The sequence below is a fragment of the Xinfangfangia pollutisoli genome (genome assembly GCF_020179405.1).
GTDB classification, from domain to species: Bacteria; Pseudomonadota; Alphaproteobacteria; order Rhodobacterales; family Rhodobacteraceae; genus Pseudogemmobacter; species Pseudogemmobacter pollutisoli.
Window position 1 is genome coordinate 51,933 of the sequence record NZ_JAICBZ010000001.1, and the last position, 17,429, is coordinate 69,361.

At 67.3% G+C, this 17,429-nt stretch carries 14 protein-coding genes and 1 pseudogene; 7 read left to right on the top strand and 8 right to left on the bottom strand.

All coding sequences use genetic code 11. The annotated features are described in order from the left end of the window. The first annotated feature begins 37 nt into the window (after window positions 1-37). The 6 genes and pseudogenes from K1Y73_RS00215 to K1Y73_RS00240 all read left to right on the top strand — a co-directional run. Window positions 38-1,396: an MmgE/PrpD family protein gene (locus K1Y73_RS00215; RefSeq protein WP_225025892.1), complete on the top strand. Its 1,359-nt coding sequence runs from the start codon at window positions 38-40 to the stop codon at window positions 1,394-1,396. Window positions 1,397-1,412: 16 nt separating this feature from the next. After that, the gene (locus K1Y73_RS00220) at window positions 1,413-1,901 is read left to right on the top strand and encodes a tripartite tricarboxylate transporter TctB family protein (RefSeq protein WP_225025893.1); all 489 of its coding nucleotides are present in this window, start codon (window positions 1,413-1,415) and stop codon (window positions 1,899-1,901) included. Continuing rightward, window positions 1,898-3,415: a tripartite tricarboxylate transporter permease gene (locus K1Y73_RS00225; protein WP_225025894.1), complete on the top strand. Its 1,518-nt coding sequence runs from the start codon at window positions 1,898-1,900 to the stop codon at window positions 3,413-3,415. Before K1Y73_RS00220 ends, K1Y73_RS00225 begins: the two co-directional genes overlap by 4 nt. Before the next feature lie 70 nt (window positions 3,416-3,485). Beyond that, complete coding sequence (locus tag K1Y73_RS00230; protein WP_225025895.1) at window positions 3,486-5,141, top strand: tetratricopeptide repeat protein; 1,656 nt, start codon at window positions 3,486-3,488, stop codon at window positions 5,139-5,141. A 40-nt stretch (window positions 5,142-5,181) separates the two neighbouring features. Then, window positions 5,182-5,928: a DUF2182 domain-containing protein gene (locus K1Y73_RS00235; protein ID WP_225025896.1), complete on the top strand. Its 747-nt coding sequence runs from the start codon at window positions 5,182-5,184 to the stop codon at window positions 5,926-5,928. Further along, window positions 5,925-7,313: pseudogene (locus K1Y73_RS00240) on the top strand (aminotransferase-like domain-containing protein); the annotation flags it as partial. The gene K1Y73_RS00235 and the pseudogene K1Y73_RS00240, both read left to right, overlap by 4 nt. 89 nt (window positions 7,314-7,402) lie before the next feature. Here K1Y73_RS00240 and tcuB read toward each other — a convergent pair. From tcuB to K1Y73_RS00255, 3 genes are read right to left on the bottom strand one after another with little or no spacing between them, the layout of a single operon-like run. Beyond that, on the bottom strand, window positions 7,403-8,509 hold the full coding sequence (tcuB, locus tag K1Y73_RS00245; RefSeq protein WP_225025897.1) for a tricarballylate utilization 4Fe-4S protein TcuB: 1,107 nt from the start codon (window positions 8,507-8,509) through the stop codon (window positions 7,403-7,405). Then, window positions 8,499-9,905, bottom strand: a complete 1,407-nt coding sequence (gene tcuA, locus K1Y73_RS00250; protein WP_225025898.1) for an FAD-dependent tricarballylate dehydrogenase TcuA — start codon at window positions 9,903-9,905, stop codon at window positions 8,499-8,501. The genes tcuB and tcuA overlap by 11 nt, the downstream gene beginning before the upstream one ends. After that, window positions 9,902-10,570, bottom strand: coding sequence for a GntR family transcriptional regulator (locus tag K1Y73_RS00255; protein WP_225025899.1), 669 nt, complete (start codon window positions 10,568-10,570; stop codon window positions 9,902-9,904). The genes tcuA and K1Y73_RS00255 overlap by 4 nt, the downstream gene beginning before the upstream one ends. A gap of 72 nt (window positions 10,571-10,642) precedes the next feature. On the opposite strand from K1Y73_RS00255, the gene K1Y73_RS00260 reads away from it, so the two are divergent. Next, on the top strand, window positions 10,643-11,677 hold the full coding sequence (locus tag K1Y73_RS00260; RefSeq protein WP_225025900.1) for an AbrB family transcriptional regulator: 1,035 nt from the start codon (window positions 10,643-10,645) through the stop codon (window positions 11,675-11,677). On the opposite strand, the gene K1Y73_RS00265 is transcribed toward K1Y73_RS00260, so the two are convergent. From K1Y73_RS00265 to K1Y73_RS00285, 5 genes are all read right to left on the bottom strand, one after another. Then, window positions 11,674-12,648: a D-2-hydroxyacid dehydrogenase family protein gene (locus K1Y73_RS00265; protein WP_225025901.1), complete on the bottom strand. Its 975-nt coding sequence runs from the start codon at window positions 12,646-12,648 to the stop codon at window positions 11,674-11,676. The genes K1Y73_RS00260 and K1Y73_RS00265 overlap by 4 nt on opposite strands. Further along, on the bottom strand, window positions 12,649-12,861 hold the full coding sequence (locus K1Y73_RS00270) for a hypothetical protein (RefSeq protein WP_225025902.1): 213 nt from the start codon (window positions 12,859-12,861) through the stop codon (window positions 12,649-12,651). It lies immediately after the preceding gene. 52 nt (window positions 12,862-12,913) lie between these two features. Then, window positions 12,914-14,005, bottom strand: a complete 1,092-nt coding sequence (locus K1Y73_RS00275) for a 4-oxalomesaconate tautomerase (protein ID WP_225025903.1) — start codon at window positions 14,003-14,005, stop codon at window positions 12,914-12,916. Window positions 14,006-14,075: 70 nt separating this feature from the next. Further along, complete coding sequence (locus tag K1Y73_RS00280) at window positions 14,076-16,070, bottom strand: tripartite tricarboxylate transporter permease (RefSeq protein ID WP_225025904.1); 1,995 nt, start codon at window positions 16,068-16,070, stop codon at window positions 14,076-14,078. Between the two features lie 113 nt (window positions 16,071-16,183). Then, window positions 16,184-17,290: a type 2 periplasmic-binding domain-containing protein gene (locus K1Y73_RS00285; protein WP_225025905.1), complete on the bottom strand. Its 1,107-nt coding sequence runs from the start codon at window positions 17,288-17,290 to the stop codon at window positions 16,184-16,186. Window positions 17,291-17,429: the final 139 nt, after the last annotated feature.

The following is a 17,429-nucleotide window of genomic DNA, read 5'->3' on the forward strand; positions in this document are numbered from 1 at the left end:
GCCGGACAGGCATCGCTTACCCCAGAAGGACGGAAGAATGTCTGATTTGCCCCGCGGCAGACAGCTCGAAAGCTTTGTGCTGGCGACGAGCTACAATACAATCCCCGAAGACGTGCGGGAGGCCGCCCGTCAGGCTTTGGTGGATTACATCGGCGTGTCGATCGTGGGCCGCGACAGCCCGGCTGCGCAACCCGCGCAGCAGATGATCAAGCGCTGGGGGGCCGCCGGAAAGGCAAGGGTCATTCTGGGGCAAGCGACCAATCCGGCGATGGCGGCCCTGGCCAACGGGTCGATGACCCATGCGCTTGATATGGACGATACCCACAGCCAGGGCTGCGGCCATCCCAGCGGCCCGGTCTGGTCCACCGCGCTGGCGATGGGGCAGCATTACGGGAAAAGCGCGCAGGACGCGCTGGCCGCCTTCGTCACCGGCTATGAGGTGATGGCACGGCTGGGCGGCGGCGGCACCTATGGCATCGGCCGCACGCTGCAGGTGCGCGGCTTCCACCCGACCTCGATGGTGGGCCGGATGGGCGCGGTCTGCACGGCGGCGGCGCTGCTGAAGCTGGACCAGGACCAGATCGGCAATGCCCTGGGCGCGGTCGCGACCACGGCGGGCGGGCTTCTGGGCTCGTTCGGGACGCATGGCAAACCCTTCCATGCCGGCAAGGCCGCGATGGATGGCATCCTCTGCGCCGAGCTGGCGCTGGACGGCTTCGTCGGCGCCCGGCAGCTGTATGAAATCAAGGGTGGCTGGATGACGGCCTTCCTGCGCGACGACCAGTTCCAGATCCCCGATCTGGATTTCGCGGCCAAATGGGAATTGCTGGAAACCGGCTACAAGCGCTTTGCCAGCTGCCGCGCCACCCATACCCCGGCCGAAGCCGCCATTCTGGCGCGCAGCAAGGTGGACGGGCGCGCGATCAAGCGGGTGGTGGTCTACCTTGACCGCACAGCCATGGTCACCGCCGGACGGCTGGACCCGAAGACCGGGCTGGAAGGCCGGTTCAGCATTCCGCTCTGCGTGGCGATGGGCCTGCTGGGGATCAACCTCGGTCCGCATGACTTCACCGAGGCAACCCTGGCCCGGCCCGAGGTGCAGGCGCTGCTGAAGAAGATCGAATGCATCACCATCGGCGACCAGCCCGAAGACGAGACCCATATCGAGGTCGAGCTGGACAGCGGCGAGATGCTGAAGGCCTCTTCGGAAATTCCGTTCGGCGATCCGCGGCGTCCGTTCACCTGGGACGACCATCACGCCAAATTCTCGGAACTGGTCACGCCGGTCATGGGCCAGCCCGCGACCGAGCAGCTGTTCGACCTGCTGCGCGGCTTTGACCAGCAGGCCGACAGCATGGACCGGCTCAGCCGGATGCTTGCCGCTCCGGCGGACTGACAGGAAAGGAACCCAAGTGAAAGCGACGCACCATAAGACCGATCTGCTGTCAGGCGCCAGCATCCTTGCTGTCGGCCTGGCCATATCGGCCTATTGCATGGCGAACCTCGAACGGGGAACGCTTGTCGAGCCGGGCCCGGGGGGCTTTCCCCTCGTCCTCGGGCTGCTTCTCGTGCTGAATGGCGCGATCTCGCTGACATTGACCCTGATCGGCGGGCGCAGACGCGCGCCCGCCGATGATGCGCCGGCGCAGGGCCTGAACCTGCGCGTGCTGGGGCTGGTGGTCGTCTCGATCGCCGCCTTCGGCCTGGCGCTTGAAAGCTTCGGCCTGTTTCCGGCCTGTTTCGTCTCGGTTCTGATCGCCTCCTTCGTGGCGAAGGACATGGGGGCGGCGAAACGGCTGATCGCGGCCACGGGCGCCGGGCTGCTGGCCGTGGTGATCTTTTCCATGCTGCTCTCTGTGCCTGTCGACATCGTCACCTGGCCGATGGAAGCCTTCAAATGAACGATATGCTCTCGAATATTCTTCTGGGTCTTTCGGTCGCGGCATCGCCGGAAGGGCTGATGTACTGCACGCTGGGGGTGTTCGTCGGGATGGTCGTCGGCGTTCTGCCCGGCCTGGGCGCGCTGGCCGCGATCTCGATCCTGTATCCGATCACCTTCCATGTCGCGCCGCAATTCGCGCTGATCATGCTGGCGGGCATCTATTACGGCACCTCCTATGGCGGCAAGACGACGGCGATCCTGCTGAACGTCCCCGGCACCACCGATGCCGCGGTCGTCTGTCTGGACGGCCACCCGATGGCCAAGCAGGGCCGCGCCGGTGTGGCGCTGTTCATGAGCACTCTGGCGGCCTTCAAGGGCGCGGCCATCGGCATCGTCATCGTGATGCTGTTCTCGCCGGTCATCGCCTCGGCCGCGCTCAGCTTCGGCTCGCCCGAATATTTCGCGCTGATGGCGATGGGCCTGCTGGCCACCACCGCCATGTCCGACAGCGGCCCGTCGAAAAGCATCGCGATGGTCCTTTTGGGGATCGTCATCGGCCTGGCCGGAACCGATGTGAACAGCGGGGTCGAGCGGTTCACCTTCGGGCTGACCAGCCTGCAGGACGGCGTCAGCATGGTGGTCATCGCCATGGGCCTGTTCGGCGTGGCCGAAATCGTCTTCAGCTTCGCCAACACCCGTGCCGTGGTGCAGAACATCAGCATGCGCTCGATGCTGCCCACCCGCGACGATCTGCGCCGCTCGATCGCGCCCATGCTGCGCGGCACGGCGATCGGCGCCTTCTTCGGCGCGCTGCCCGGCACCGGATCGACCGTGTCGACCTTCATCTCCTACGGGGCCGAACGGAAGGTCTCGAAAACGCCCGAACGCTTCGGCAAGGGCGCGATCGAGGGCGTGGTCGGCCCCGAGGCCGCCGCGAACAGCGCCGACATGACCGCCTTCATTCCGACCCTGACGCTGGGCGTGCCCGGCTCGACCTCGATGGCGCTGATCCTGTCGCTGCTGGTCATGCATGGCATGACCCCCGGCCCGCGGCTGATCACCGATCACGCCGATCTGGTCTGGGGCCTGATCATGAGCTTCTGGATCGGCAACATCCTGCTTTGCGTCTTCAACATCCCGATGATCGGCGTCTGGGTGCGGCTGCTGCGGATCCCCAGCCCGTATCTTTATCCGCTGATCCTGATGTTCATCTGCATCGGCACCTATTCGGTCCGCATGCATCTGGGCGATGTCTGGATGGTGATCGTCGCCTCGCTGTTCGGCGTGGCCGCGCGGCTTGCCAACTTCCCGGCCGGTCCGCTGCTTCTGGGCTATGTCCTTGGCCCGATGATGGAAGAGCATTTCCGCCGCACGCTGCTGTTGTCGCGCGGCGACCTGTCGGCCTTCTTCCAGGGCCCTATCTGCCTGACGATCTACACGGCGGTGATCCTGCTGTTCGGCTTCAAGCTGTTCCGCCTCTCGCCCCTTGGCCGCCGGATGTTCCCCAAGCGGATCCTCGACGAAAGCCTGTGACCGGACACCCTGTCACAGAGGAACCCATGGTCCGGCCCCGCGGCCGGACCCCCGACACCAGGAGACCGACATGACCGACTATTACAACCTTGGACCCTATACCTGCCCGGTCACCACCCAGTCGCCCGAAGCGCAGCTTTGGTTCGACCGCGGGCTGATCTGGTGCTTCGGCTACAATCACGACGAGGCGGTGGCCTGCTTTCTCAAGGCCATCGACCACGATCCTGATCTGGCGATCGCCTATTGGGGTGTGTCTTACGCGTCGGGCTGCAATTACAACAAGCCCTGGGCGGCCTTCGACGATGCCGACATGGAACGGTCCCTGGCCCGCGCCTTCGACTATGCCCAACGCGCGCTTGAGAAATCCGCCGGCGCCTCCGAGGTCGAGGCGGCGCTGATCGTCGCGCTGCAACGCCGCTATCAAAGCGCCGTCGCCCAGGGCAGCGAGGCCTTCTGCGTCTGGAATGACGATTATGCCGATGCGATGCGCGCGGTGCAGGCCCGCTTTCCGCGCGATCTGAACGTCGCCACCTTCTTCTGCGAGGCGGTGATGAACCGCACGCCCTGGGCGCTGTGGGATCTGAAGACCGGCGAGATCGCCGAGGGCGCCAGCACCGCCGAGGCCGTTGCCGCAAGCGAGCGCGCGCTGGCCCTGCCCGGCGGCTATCAGCATCCGGGCCTGCTGCACATCTACATTCACCTGATGGAAATGTCGCCCTTCCCGGAACGCGCGCTGCGCGCCGCCGATGCGCTGCGCGGGCTGGTGCCCGATTCCGGCCATCTGCAGCATATGTCGACGCATATCGACGTGCTGTGCGGGCAGTATGAACGGGTGGTCACCTCGAACCACGATGCCATCGTGGCGGACCGCAAGTACCTGGCCCGCCAGGGCGCGATCAATTTCTACTCGCTCTATCGCTGCCACAATTACCACTTCAAGGTCTATGGCGCGATGTTCCTGGGCCAATATGCGCCCGCTTTGGAAGCCGCCACCGAAATGGCCGGCACGCTTCCGGCCGAACTGCTTCAGGTCTCGTCGCCACCCATGGCCGACTGGCTGGAAGGCTTTCTGTCGGTGAAGCAGCACGTCTATATCCGCTTCGGCAAATGGGACGAGATCGTCGCCCAGCCGCAGCCCGAAGACCCCGAGCTGTTCTGCGTGACCAATGCGATGATGCATTACGCCAAGGCCGTGGCCTATGCCGCCAGCAACCGGGTCGAACCGGCGCTTGCCGAGGCCGAGAAGTTCGAACAGGCCTTCGCGCGGGTGCCCGAAAGCCGGATGCTGTTCAACAACACCTGCCGCGACATCCTGACCGTCGCGCGGGAAATGATGCTGGGCGAGATCGCCTATCGCCAGGCCGCGTATGAAACCGCCTTCGCCCATCTGCGCAGGTCGGTCGATCTCAGCGACAACCTGCCCTACGATGAACCCTGGGGCTGGATGCAGCCGACCCGCCACGCCCTGGCCGCGCTGCTGCTGGAGCAGGGCGAGGTCGAGGCTTCGGCCGCGGTCTACCGCCAGGATCTGGGCCTTGACCCGGCCCTGCCGCGCGCCGTGCATCACCCCGACAATGTCTGGAGCCTGCAGGGCTATCACGAATGCCTGCGGAAACTGGGCCGCGATGCCGAAGCGGCGCTGATCGGGCAGCGGCTGACGCTGGCCAAGGGCCGGGTCGATGTGCCGGTACGCTCGTCCTGCTACTGCAAGCAGGGCAGCCGCTGAGCTGCCGCCGCCGATGCGCCCGCCCGCCCCTGCCCCTGCGATGCGCCTGGCCCTGGCGGGTCTGTGCCTGTCGGGCTGGGGCGGGCTTGCCGCCATGGCGGCCGAACAGGCCCGCCGGGGCGCACTGGCGCCGTTCGGGCCGGGCATGGGGCTGATCGACGGGCTGCGGCTGTGGGGCTTTGGCGACATAAGGGTCTGGATGGATGCCGGGTCGCTGTGTTCCTATGACCCGGCCCGCCCGATCCTGGCCATGGCGGCCGAGATTTCGGCGATGTGGGCGGCGATGATCCTGGCGATGGTGCTGCCGCTGCTGGCGCATCGCAGGGAAGCGGGCGGTGGCTGGCCGTTCGGCGCGCTGCGGGCCTGGTCGGGCAGCGCGCTGGCCTTGCTGGGCTTCTGCGCGCTGGCCACCCTTTGTCAGATCGCCGCGCAGGCGACAGGCCTGCTGTCGCCCGCGCTGCGGGTGGACCACCCGCTGGCCCAGGCGCTGTTCGTCTTCGCGGCGATCCTGGCCCAGGCGCTGCTGGGCAAAGGCCCGCGCCCTGCCGCGCGCGCCGACACGATCGGCGCCGGCACCCGTGCAACCCTGCAGGGCCTCGCGCGCTGCGCGCCCATGCTTTTGCTGATGTTTCCGCTGGGGCTGATGAACCTGGTCGCCATGGCCGCGATGCTGGCGCTTCACCTGTCGGGCGCCCTGGCCCTGCCCGCGCGGCGCCCGCTGGGCCGCCCGCTGGGCCGGGTGACCGGCCTTGCCCTGCGCCGTGCCGCCAGCCGGGGCCTGCGGTGAAGCTGCGGATCGACATCGACCGGACGCGCAGCATCGGGCTGAGCGATCAGATCACCGCGCAGGTCTCGCGGATGATCTTCGAGGGACGGATCGCCACGGGGATGAAACTGCCCTCGTGCCGCCTGCTGGCGCGCGACATCGGCGTGTCGATCAACACGGTGATCGCCGCCTATCAGACCCTGCAGGACGAACAGCTGATCACCGCCCGGCCGCGCTCGGGTTTTTTCGTGCGCCTGGGTCCCGGCGTGCATCCGGGCCTGATCGCCCAGGCCCCGGCGCCCGAAAAGAAACCGGCACGGATCGTGCAGAAGCTGAACCTCGCACGGCGGGCCGACGGGATCGACACGATCTTCCGGCCGCAGAACTGGTTCGCCCAGCCCTATCCCTTCGTCTGCAACCAGATCAACGAGAACGACTTTCCCGTCGCCGAATGGCGCGAATGCGCGCGGCTGGCGATGAACCGCAAGGATCTGAAGATCTGGTCTTCGGACGGCCATTATGCCGACAGCCCCGACCTGATCCGCCAGGTCAACCAGCGCATCCTGCCCAGCCGCGGCATCGCCGCCGATCCCGGCTCGACGCTGATCACCCTGGGGTCGCAGAACGGCCTGTACCTGATCAGCTTCCTGTTCGGCGGGCGCGACCGGGTGGCCGCGATGGAGGACCCGGGCTATCCCGATGCCCGCAAGATCCTGACCGCCAATTTCGGCTCGGTCCGCTTTCAGCCCGTCGATGCCGAGGGGCTGGTCGTCGACGACAGGCTGCGCGGCGTCGATCTGGTCTTCGTGACCCCGAACCGGCAGTTTCCGACCACGGTCACCATGTCACCCGCGCGGCGCCGCGCGCTGCTGGATGCGGCCGAGGAACATGACTTCTACATCGTCGAGGACGATTACGAATGCGATGTCGACTATCGGCAGGTCCCGCCCCTGTCGCTGCGCGCGCAGGATGACCGCGGGCGGGTGATCTATCTTGGCAGCCTGTCGAAGGGCCTGTCGCCGGGGCTGCGGCTGGGCTACCTGAACGCCTCGCCCGATTTCGTGGCGGCGGCGCGCGACAGCCGGGGCATGATCCTCAGGCATCCGCCCTTCATCCTGCAGCAGACGGCGGCGGCCTTTGTCGATCTTGGCTATTACGACCGGCTGCTGCGGCGGCTGAAGCGCGATCACGAGCAGCGCTGGCGCATCGCCAATGCCGCTTTGGCCGACAGCCTGCCGGAGCTTCAGGTGGTCAGCGAATTCGGCGGCACGAATTTCCTGCTGACCGACCCCCAGCGCCAGCTGCAGGCCGATGCGCTGGCCCGGGCGGCGCTGGCGCGGGGGATCGTGATCGAAGCTGTGGCGCCCTGCTATTCGTGCCGCGCAGAGGGCGCCCACAGGTTTCGCATCGGCGTCTCGTCCATCGGTCAGGACCGGATCCGGCCCGGCCTTGCGCTGCTGGCCGATCTGCTGGCCGAGCGGCGCGGGGCCGGACCCTATTCCGCCCCGCCGACCGGCGCGGGCTTGCCGGCCTCGGCCACCAGCGCGGCCAGCCGGAAGAAGCCATGCACCATCTTGGAAAACGGCATCAGCAGGAACAGCACCATCACCGCGGCCAGGTGAACCGCCAGAAGCGGCCCGACCGCGCCCGTGCCGGTTGCGGCGTAAAGCGCCAGCCCGGTCAGCGCGACGAAGCCCAGAAGCAGGATGAAGGCCATCTCGCCGCCCCAGACCCTCCGGGCCCCCAGCGCCGGATCGGCCCGCAGTTTCAGAAGCGCCAGCCCCGCCGCCCCCGCCAGCATCATCGCCCCGCCCGGCACGCCCAGAAGCTTGGGCAGCGAGAACAGCGGATAGGGCGCTTCCCAGCCAAAGGCATAATGCATCACCGTGCCGCTGGCCGTGGCCGCGAAGCACAGAAGAAAGCCGTACATCATCAATTGGTGGAACAGCCGGCGGCGGTCGCTGAAGCGGTCGCCCTTCTCGAAGTTGCAGCCCTCGCCATGGCCGCCCGACAGGTTCTTCATCCGCGCGGCACTGTCCATCGCCTGCAGCAGATGCGCCAGGCGCACGCGGCCGCCGCCGACCTCGCGCCAATAGGCGCGCAGCGACAGCGCGATCAGCGCCAGGGGCAGCAGAAAGGCCGGCACGAAGATCGCCACCAGCGTGTTATGCGCCAGATGGGCATAGAAGCCCGCGCCCGCCAGCGGCTTCAGCGCCGCCAGCGCCCAGAAGAACCCCGCCAGCGCCGCCACCAAGAGCCCCGCCATCGCCACGCCATGGCTTTGGAACAGCCGCGCCAGCGCCTGCGGCCGCGCCAGCCTTTCCCAGCTTTCCACCCGCACCTCGGCCAAGGCCGCCGGGATGTTCAGCGCGAATTCATGCGGCGCGGTATATTGGCAGGCGTAATAGCAGCCGCGGCAGTTGTGGCACAGGTTCGCCAGCTGCGTCAGGTCGCCATCGGCAAAGGCCTTCTGCCGGGTCATCGCCGGAAAGACCGAGCAGAAGCCCTCGCAATAGCGGCAGGCATTGCAGATCTCGATCTGGCGGCGCGCTTCGCCGGTGGCCGACAGAAGCGGGGCGGTGGGGGTCAGGTCAAGCGACATGGGCGGCGGCCTCCTTGCCCGCGATGCGTCCGAAGACGGTGCCGATGGTCATGCCGAAGCCGGCAAGATAGCCCTGGCCCAGGATCGAGCCGGCCATGATCTCTCCGGCCGCCCAAAGGTTGCGGATCGGGCCGCCGGGGCCGTGAACCTGGGCCCGGGCATCGACCTTCAGGCCCAGATAGGTGAAGGTCACGCCGGGGCGCAGCTGGTAGCCATAGAAGGGCGCCGTATCCAGCGGCCGCGCCCAGTTGGTCTTGGCGATGTCCAGCCCCTCGGTGCGCAGCCCGTCCAGCTCGGTCGGGTGGAACTTGCCGGGGCGGCAGGCGGCGTTGAACCCGTCGACCGTGCGGCGCACCGCCTGCGGATCCAGGCCCATCTTCGCCGCCAGTTCCTCGATCGTGTCGGCCTTTACCGGCGGGAAGACCGAGGGCATGAACAGGTCGATCGACTTGGCGTCGATCAGCGCATAGCCGACCTGATCGGGCTGGGCCGCGACCAGCCGCCCCCAGATCGCATAGCGCTTGGGCCAGACATCCTCGCCCTCGTCATAGAAGCGCTCGCCCTTCTGGTTCAGCACGATGGAAAACGGCACGCAGTCCAGCCGGGTGACGATGCCGCCATCGTATTTCGGCGCCCGCCCGTCGATGGCCACGGCATGGCACTGGGTCGGATCACCGACCGATTCCGCACCCTGATCCAGCATGTCGCGCAAGACGACGCCGCGATTGTAGGGCGTGCCGCGGATCAGGAAATTGCGCGCCGAAGGGCCCCAGGCCCGGGCCAGCCAGTCGATATCGGCCTGAAACCCGCCCGAGGCCAGCACGAAGGCCCGCGCCTGTACCGTCACCGGCTTGCCCGCGATCTCGGCCTGAAGATGGGTGATCCGGTCGCCGTCCAGATGCACATGGGTGACCTGCGCCTCATAGGCGACCTTCACCCCCAGATCCTGGGCGGTGTTGTAATAGGCATTCACCAGCGCCTTGCCGCCGCCCAGGAAGAAGGCATTCGTCCGCCCCAGGCTGAGCGTGCCCGACAGCGAGGGCTGGAAGCGCACGCCATGCGCCTTCATCCAGGGCAGGCATTCCTCGGACGAGCGGATCGCCATCCGCGCCAGGCCCTCATCCGTCTTGCCCTTGGTCACCAGCATCAGGTCGTGGAAATATTCGTCTTCCTCATAGCTGCCGACCAGCGGATCCATCGGCGCGCGGTGCATGCAGCGGAAGTTGCGGGTGTGCCGGCTGTTGCCGCCGCGATAGGGCTTCGGCGCGCCTTCCAGCACCAGAACGCTGGCCCCGGCCTCGGCTGCGGTGATCGCGGCGCAGAGGGCGGCATTGCCGCCGCCCACCACGGCCAGGTCGAAAGTCTCGGGCCAGGATGTTTGCGGCCAGTCCGTCATGCCTCGTCCTCCAGGGGAATTTCGCGTCCGCGCATGCCGCGCAGCCGGGCCGACAGCGCCGCCTCGACATGCCGGCGCATCGCCAGTTCGGCCGCCGCCCCGTCGCGGGCCTGAAGGGCGGCCAGCACGGCGCCATGTTCATCCACGGCCGACACCGCGCGGGACGGCTCGGCCAGCGTCGTCGGCCCCAGGATCAGCAGCGTCTTCTGGAGCGCGCTCATCGCCTTGACCAGAAAGCGGTTGCGGGCCGCCTCGATCAGGGTGCGGTGGAACTGGCGGTTCATCTCGCGCGCCTGGGGGCCCGCGGTGGCACTGGCCAGTTCCGCATTCAGCGCCACCAGTTCGGCCAGTTCGATATCCGAAGCCGCCCGCGCCGCCAGCCGGGCCGCCGTGCCTTCCAGCACCGCGCGCATCTCGTACAGTTCGACCACTTCGGCATGGTCCAGGCTGCGGATCGTCGCGCCCTGGCGCGGCAGATGCACGACCAGACCATCCGCCTCAAGCTGGCGGATCGCCTCGCGCACGGGGGTGCGGCTGATGCCCAGCCGGTCGGCCAGTTCGGTTTCGCGCAGCCGCGCGCCGGGCGACAGCGCGCCATCGCGGATCTCGTCCAGCAGGCGGCGATAGGCCCCCTGCCCCTGCGGAATCTCACTGTCGTCAGCCATGAAACGACTCGCTTGCGGTTTCTGTGTCCGAGCGTATACATCTGGATACAATTTGCCGCAAGGAGGTCTCTGATGCCCATCCTGACAAAGCGTCGCGCCGCCACGCTGGCACTGGCCGGGCTGGGGGTCGGGGTGTTTCACCTGGCCGGCCTGCCCCTGCCCTTTCTGTTCGGCCCGATGGCGGCCTGCCTGATCGCCGCCCTGTCAGGGATGCGGTTGCAGGGGATGGGACAGGTCTCGATCCTGGCGCGCACCATCCTGGGGGTGGCGGTCGGCGCCTCGATCACGCCCGAGGTGATCGCGCGGGTGCCGCAGATGGCGGGCAGCGTCGCGCTGGTGCCGGTCTATGTGGTGCTGATCGGGCTGGTGGGCGTGCCGTTCTTCCGCCGGCTTGGCTATGATCCGGTCACCGCCTGGTATGCGGCCATGCCGGGCGGGCTGCAGGACATGGTGATCTTCGGCGCCGAGGCGGGCGGCGACACCCGCGCGCTGGCGCTGATCCATGCCACGCGGGTTCTGGTGATCGTGACGCTGGCGCCGCTGATCCTGACCGCCTTCTATGGCGCAAGCCTCAGCGGGGCCGTCGGCGCGCCGCTGCGCGATCTGCCGGGGCTGGAATTGCTGCTGATGGCCGCCGCCGCGGTGATCGGCTGGAAGGGCGCCGAGCGGATCGGCCTGTTCGGGGCCACGATCCTGGGCCCGATGATCCTGACCGCGGCCCTGTCGCTGGCCGGGCTGATCCACAGCCGCCCGCCGGCCGAGGCGATCTGGGCCGCGCAGCTGTTCATCGGGCTTGGCATCGGCGTGCAATATGTGGGGGTCACCTTCCGCGAATTGCGCAGCTTCATCCTGTCGGGTCTGGCTTTCGTGGTGCTGCTGGCGGCGCTGGCGGCGGCTTTCACCGAAATCGTCACGCTCAGCGGGCTGGCCCATCCGATCGAGGGCTTTCTGGCCTTCGCCCCGGGCGGCCAGGCGGAAATGACCGTGCTGGCGCTGGTGGCCGGGGCCGATCTGGGCTTTGTGATCCTGCACCACCTGACGCGCCTGGTCGTCGTCATCCTGGGCGCGCCGGTGGCGGCGCGGCTGATGGGCGTGCGGAAGCCCTAGCCCGTCCAGACTTCGGGGTTGATCATGTGAATGGGGGCGCCTGCCGCATAGGCATTGATCTGGTCGTAGATGTCGGCGAATTGCAGATCCAGCTCGTCCTCGGTCACATAGCCGATATGGGGCGTCGCAACGACATTCGGATGCGAGACAAGCGGGTCGGTCGCATCGACCAGCGGCTCGGCATCGAAGACGTCCAGCGCGGCCATGCCCGGCCGGCCGGCATTCAGCGCCGCAAGCAGGGCGCCGGGCTGGACAAGGCCCGCGCGCGAGGTGTTCACGAACACCGCCCCCGGTCGCATCGCCGCGAAATCGGCAGGGCCGATGATGCCGCGCGTCGCCGGCTTCAGCCGGACATGAAGGCTGACCACATCAGAGGCCGCGAAGAACGCCGCGCGGCTTTCAGCAACGGCTTCGCCATCCGCCAGCGCCCGGGCGCGCCCGTCGTCTGACGCCCACCACAGCACCTCCATTCCGAACGCCCGCGCATAGCCCGCGACGGCCCGGGCAATGCGGCCATAGCCATAAAGCCCAAGCACCCGCCCGCGCAGGGTCTTGCCCACGCCCATCTGCCAATGCCCGGCGCGCAGGCTGGCCATCTGCTGCGGAATCTGCCGCATCGCCGCAAGGATCAGACCCCAGGTCAGTTCGGCGGCGGCATGCGAGGGCGTGTCGGAATGCATGTTCGAACACAGCAGGACGCCATGCTGCGTGCAGGCCGGAACGTCGACATGCGGGTAGACGCTGCGCTGCGAGATCAGCCGCAGCTTCGGCAGGTTCTGCAACAGGCCCGCGGTAACAGGCGTCCGCTCGCGGAACAGGACCAGCGCTTCAGCCTTGTCCAGCCGGTCGGACAGAACCCGTTCATCGGTGACGTGATCGGTCCAGATCGTCACCTCATGTCCGTCAAGCTGCGCGAACGAGGGAAGCCCGCGCAGCGTGTCGAACCAGTCGTCAAGAATGTGAACCCTCATTCACGGCTGCCGGGGTGTCGGCACATGTGGGTCCGCATTCAGCGCCTCCAGCGCCGCGTTGACCTTGTGGCGCTGCGCGAGCAGATGGTTGAACTGCGCGTCACAACCGGCGATCGGCGTCGGGTATCCCGAAATCTCAGCGGCGATCTTCTGCCTGGCGACCTGAAGCTCGGTCTTGGCAAGTGTGATACATTCGGAAATCTCGGGGTTCATGTCCGGCCTCCTTCGGTATACCATTGCATACATACCATATCCGCTGCGCGGATTAAAGCCCTTTCCAGACGGTGGCGGGCACGAAAACCTCGCCGCGGGCAAGCAACCGGGCCGTGCGCAGCAGGCCGGCCGACTTCAGCGTGAACCCGTCTTTGCCAGTCTCGTAATCCACCGTCACGTCGATCGCGCCGCCCGGATGCTCGATCAGCACCAGCGCAGGCACGCCCTGCGGCGGGGTGAACAGGCCCTCGGCCACCGTTCCGGGCGTCAGCACGCAAGAGGCCAGGCATTGCGCCCCGGTCACCGCCATGGTCGGGTGGCATTTCCACGGCATGAAATAGCGCGCCGTCACCGTGCCGCCCCGCTGCGGCGGCGCCAGAAGCGCGAATTTCGGCGTGACCGAGCCCGACACGTCGCCCATGCCCATCCGCCGCCCGGCCTCAAGCCGGATCGGCTCCATCCGCGCGTAAAAGCCGCTATTGGCGTCCAGCTCTTCCGCCGTCTCGCAGCCGGTCAGCCCGAAATCCGCCGCCCGCGCCACCACGACCGGCATGGCCACATCCATGCAGGTCACCTCGATCCCGTCGATCACGTCGCGCAGATTGCCGGTCGGCAGCAGCGCCCCGGTGGCCGAGCCGACCACATCCATGAAGTTCAGATAAATCGGCGCCGCGGTGCCCGGCACGCCGTCGATCGCCGCCTCGCCCGCATATTCGACCTGCCCGCCCGGCGTGCGCAGCACCGCCTCGACCTTGGCGCCGGTATTGACCGACCGGATCCGCACCCGCGTGACATCGCCCTGCGGCGCGATCAGCCCCATCTCGACCGCCGCCGGGCCGACGCCCGACAGGATATTGCCGCAGGTCGGCTTGAAATCGACCTTGCCGTCCTCGACGCTGACCTGAGCGAAGAAATAGTCGATGTCGCAATCCGTCGTCTCGGACAGCGACAGCATCGCGACCTTGGTCGTCACCGCGGCACCGCCGCCGATCCCGTCGATGTTCAACGCCTGCCCCGAGCCCAGAACCGAGACCAGCACCCGCGCCAGCGTCTCGCGATCCTCGGGCAGATCCTCGCGCCGGAAATAGGGCCCGCGCGACGTGCCGCCGCGGAAGAAGTGAAACGGAATTGCGGTCTGGGTCATCCCATCCTCCATCGTGTCTTGGGAAAAAGGGCCCGCGCGGTGGCGCGGGCCCGGTCTGGTTCGGATCGGCTCAGCGCAGCGGCCAGGGCAGATGCACCAGCGATTGCAGCAGGCCCGACGGGAAGTTCAGCGACAGAAGCCAGGCCGCCAGGACGATCCCGCCCACGGCCCAGGCGGTCATGTGCAGGCTGCGGAACCAGGTCGCGCCCACCCGCAGCCGCATGAAGGCCAGGAAGAAGACCGCGACCCCCAGGACAAAGCCCACCAGCGTCGACAGCACCACCAGCGCCGCCAGCCAGCCAAGGCCCGACCACATCCCGTGGACGCCCGCCTTGCCGACATGTTCGCCCGTCAGTTCGGCATCGAAATGCGAATGGTGACCGGGCTTGCCCACCCATAGCTCCCACAGCAGGACCGAGACGATCACCAGACCGACCACCGCCACCGAAAGCGGGAAGATCTTGCCCAGGAAGTCGTGCTGCAGCGAATCGAACAGCGCAAAGCCCATGACCGCCACCACGACCGCCGCAAACCCGATCTGCGGCAGATGCGCCCGGAATTGCGGAACGTCGGGCGCATTGTCCTGCACCGGCACCACATGGCCATGCTCGTCCACGCGGTTGCGCAGGCCGAAGAAGATCGAGGCCAGGGTCAGAAGGCCGATGATGATCACGCCCGGACGCGCCAGGAAGGACCAGCCGTTGAACTGCACCGCCTGATACAGGAAGGTCTCGGCCTGCGGCGCCAGCACATAGCCGATCAGCAGGGCCGGACGCGACCAGCCGAAGCGCTTCATCAGCACGCCCACACAGCCCAGCAGCAGCAGCGCGATCAGGTCGTCGATCGAGCGGGTCGACTGGAAGGCCGCGAACGAGATCATCACGATCAGGAACGGCGCCATGTACTGGAACGGGATCTTGGTCAGGCCCGAGATCGGCCGGGCCAGCGCCACGCAGGCCAGCGCGCCGAAGATATTGGCCAGGGCCAGCGACCAGATCATCGTATAGGTCAGATGCAGGTCGGTGGTGACCATCGACGGGCCGGGCTCGATGCCGATCAGCACCATGCAGCCCAGGAACACCGCCATCGCGCCCGAGCCGGGAATGCCGAACAGGATCGTCGGCAGCATCGCGCCGCCGGTCATGGCGTTATTGGCGCTTTCCGGAGCGATCACGCCGCGGATATCGCCCTTGCCGAAGTTCGACGTGTCCTTGCTGGTCTGGACGGCATGGCCATAGGCGATCCAGTCCACGACCGATCCGCCCAGACCCGGAATGACGCCGACGATGCAGCCCACGGCCGAGCAGCGCAGCGACAGGAACCAGTTGTTGGCCCAGTCGCGGATGCCGCGGCCCCAGCCCTTGCCCAGGGGCATATCGCCCGCGATCGACTGGTTCTGCCGCATCAGATCGACGATTTCGGGAATGGCGAACACGCCCATCCCCACCACGACCAGCGGGATGCCGTCGTAGAGATATTCAATGTCGAAAACCATGCGGAACTCGCCCGTGGCCGGGGCGGCCCCGATCGAGCCGATGACAAGGCCGATGCAGCAGGCGCCCACGCCCTTGACCAGGCTGCGCCCCGACAGGACCGCGACCATCGACAGGCCCAGAAGCGCCAGCATGAACAGCTCGGCCGAGCCGAAGGCCAGGATGACCGGGCGGGCGATGAACACAAAGCCCGTCAGCACCAGCGCCCCGAACACGCCCCCGAACATCGACGAGATGAAGGCCGTCGACAGCGCCCGCGCCGCCTCGCCCTTCTTGGCCAGCGGGAAGCCGTCCAGCACCGTGGCCTGACTTGATGACCCGCCCGGGATCCCCAGCAGGATCGACGAGAACGTGTCGCCCGTGGGCATGATCGCCAGCAGGCCGATCAGCATCGCCAGCGCCGAGACCTGGTCCATCCCGTAGATGAACGGGATCAGCAGCGACAGGCCGGCAATCCCGCCAAGCGCGGGCAGGATGCCGATCAGAAGGCCCACGAACAGGCCCAGGAACATATAGGCAAGGTGCTTGAGGCTGAGCAGCTCGGTCAGCGCCTGCAATAGGGTATCGACCACGGAGGGGACTCCCGTGTTGGTCGCCGGTGGGGCGACGGGTGAGCGGTTGGGTAAAAAGGCAGAAGGATCAGGCGGGCCCCGGTCCGGGCCCGCCGGTCTTCAGCGCCGGGGCGTTATTCCTCGCCCAGCTTCACGCCGTATTCCGACGCAAGCATGCCCGCCACGCGGCTGCGCAATTCGGGCTGCAGCGTGGTGCCCTTTTCGAACAGCGCCTGTGCCAGCGCGCCGGTGACCTGCCCGTAGGATCCAAGCACGGCTTCCGCGCTGGCCTGGTAATCCGGGTCGGCCTTCATGTCCTCGAAGGCCTTCTGATAGGCGGCGACGATCTCGTCCGGCGTGTCCTTGGGCAGGAAGACCATCTTCTGGGCCGGGAAGCCCGCGGTGAAGAAGGCGAAATAGGCGTCGTAATCGGGGCCCGAGGGCGGGGCGCCGGTCATGGTCTCGTAAGCTTCGACGAAGGACGGCAGATCCGGGAAGGTCGGATCGCGCACCACTTCGCCCGCCTCGTTCAGGACGCCCCAGCTGAACAGCGGCACGGCCTGGCCGGCCTCGACCAGCGGCTGGACGTTCTTCAGATAGGCCGACGAGGTCTGGTAATCGATGTTCACCTCGCCGCGTTCAAAGGCCAGCCGGCCATCGCCACGGCCCTTGAAGCCGAAAACATGCTGCACGTTCAGGCCCATCAGCCGGAAGCCCAAAAGCGGCACCAGATCCAGCGAGGTCGCGCCTTGGCTGGCATAGACCAGATCCTTGCCCTTCAGCTGGCCGATATCCTCGGGGCCCTTCAGCCCCAGCGCCGGCGTCGTGTAGACCACGCCGCCGGTCGGGCCGGCCATGGCGATCTTCCAGTCCTTGTAGTCATAGCGCACGCGCGGATCGCCCAGCAGATAGGGGAACTGCGTCGAGCCCGAGGTGCCAAGGATCATCAGCCCGTCCGGCTCGGCCCGGGCGGCGAACAGGTTGGTGCCCTTGGTCGAGCCGCCGCCCGGCTCGTTCACCACGACGACGACCGGCTTGCCCGGCAGGTATTTCGACAGAAGCGGGGCGTTGAAGCGCGCCCAGGTGTCCGATCCGCCGCCCGCCGAGAACGGAATGACCCATTCGATCGTCTTGCCGGCAAAATCGACTTCGGCCGCGGCCGGCCCGGCCAGGCCAAGCGCAAATGCGCCAGCGGCCAGCCCAAGGACAGCGCGGCGGGTGAATCCCACAGGTTCCGACATTCTTTCTCTCCCTCGGTTGTCTGACACGTCCACCTCTGCTTACACCGCAAGGGAACGCGACGCCGTTCTTGATTTCTCCTCCGAAGAACAGCCTGATGCAGACCTAAGGGGGATTTCTGTCGGCAACCTGTCTTGCATA

Coding starts and splice junctions, on each gene's coding strand:
- K1Y73_RS00215 (WP_225025892.1), top strand. CDS start 38: ATGTCTGATTTGCCCCGCGGCAGACAGCTCGAAAGCTTTGTGCTGGCG.
- K1Y73_RS00225 (WP_225025894.1), top strand. CDS start 1,898: ATGAACGATATGCTCTCGAATATTCTTCTGGGTCTTTCGGTCGCGGCA.
- K1Y73_RS00230 (WP_225025895.1), top strand. CDS start 3,486: ATGACCGACTATTACAACCTTGGACCCTATACCTGCCCGGTCACCACC.
- K1Y73_RS00235 (WP_225025896.1), top strand. CDS start 5,182: ATGCGCCTGGCCCTGGCGGGTCTGTGCCTGTCGGGCTGGGGCGGGCTT.
- tcuB (WP_225025897.1), bottom strand. CDS start 8,509: ATGTCGCTTGACCTGACCCCCACCGCCCCGCTTCTGTCGGCCACCGGC.
- tcuA (WP_225025898.1), bottom strand. CDS start 9,905: ATGACGGACTGGCCGCAAACATCCTGGCCCGAGACTTTCGACCTGGCC.
- K1Y73_RS00255 (WP_225025899.1), bottom strand. CDS start 10,570: ATGGCTGACGACAGTGAGATTCCGCAGGGGCAGGGGGCCTATCGCCGC.
- K1Y73_RS00260 (WP_225025900.1), top strand. CDS start 10,643: ATGCCCATCCTGACAAAGCGTCGCGCCGCCACGCTGGCACTGGCCGGG.
- K1Y73_RS00265 (WP_225025901.1), bottom strand. CDS start 12,648: ATGAGGGTTCACATTCTTGACGACTGGTTCGACACGCTGCGCGGGCTT.
- K1Y73_RS00270 (WP_225025902.1), bottom strand. CDS start 12,861: ATGAACCCCGAGATTTCCGAATGTATCACACTTGCCAAGACCGAGCTT.
- K1Y73_RS00275 (WP_225025903.1), bottom strand. CDS start 14,005: ATGACCCAGACCGCAATTCCGTTTCACTTCTTCCGCGGCGGCACGTCG.
- K1Y73_RS00285 (WP_225025905.1), bottom strand. CDS start 17,290: ATGTCGGAACCTGTGGGATTCACCCGCCGCGCTGTCCTTGGGCTGGCC.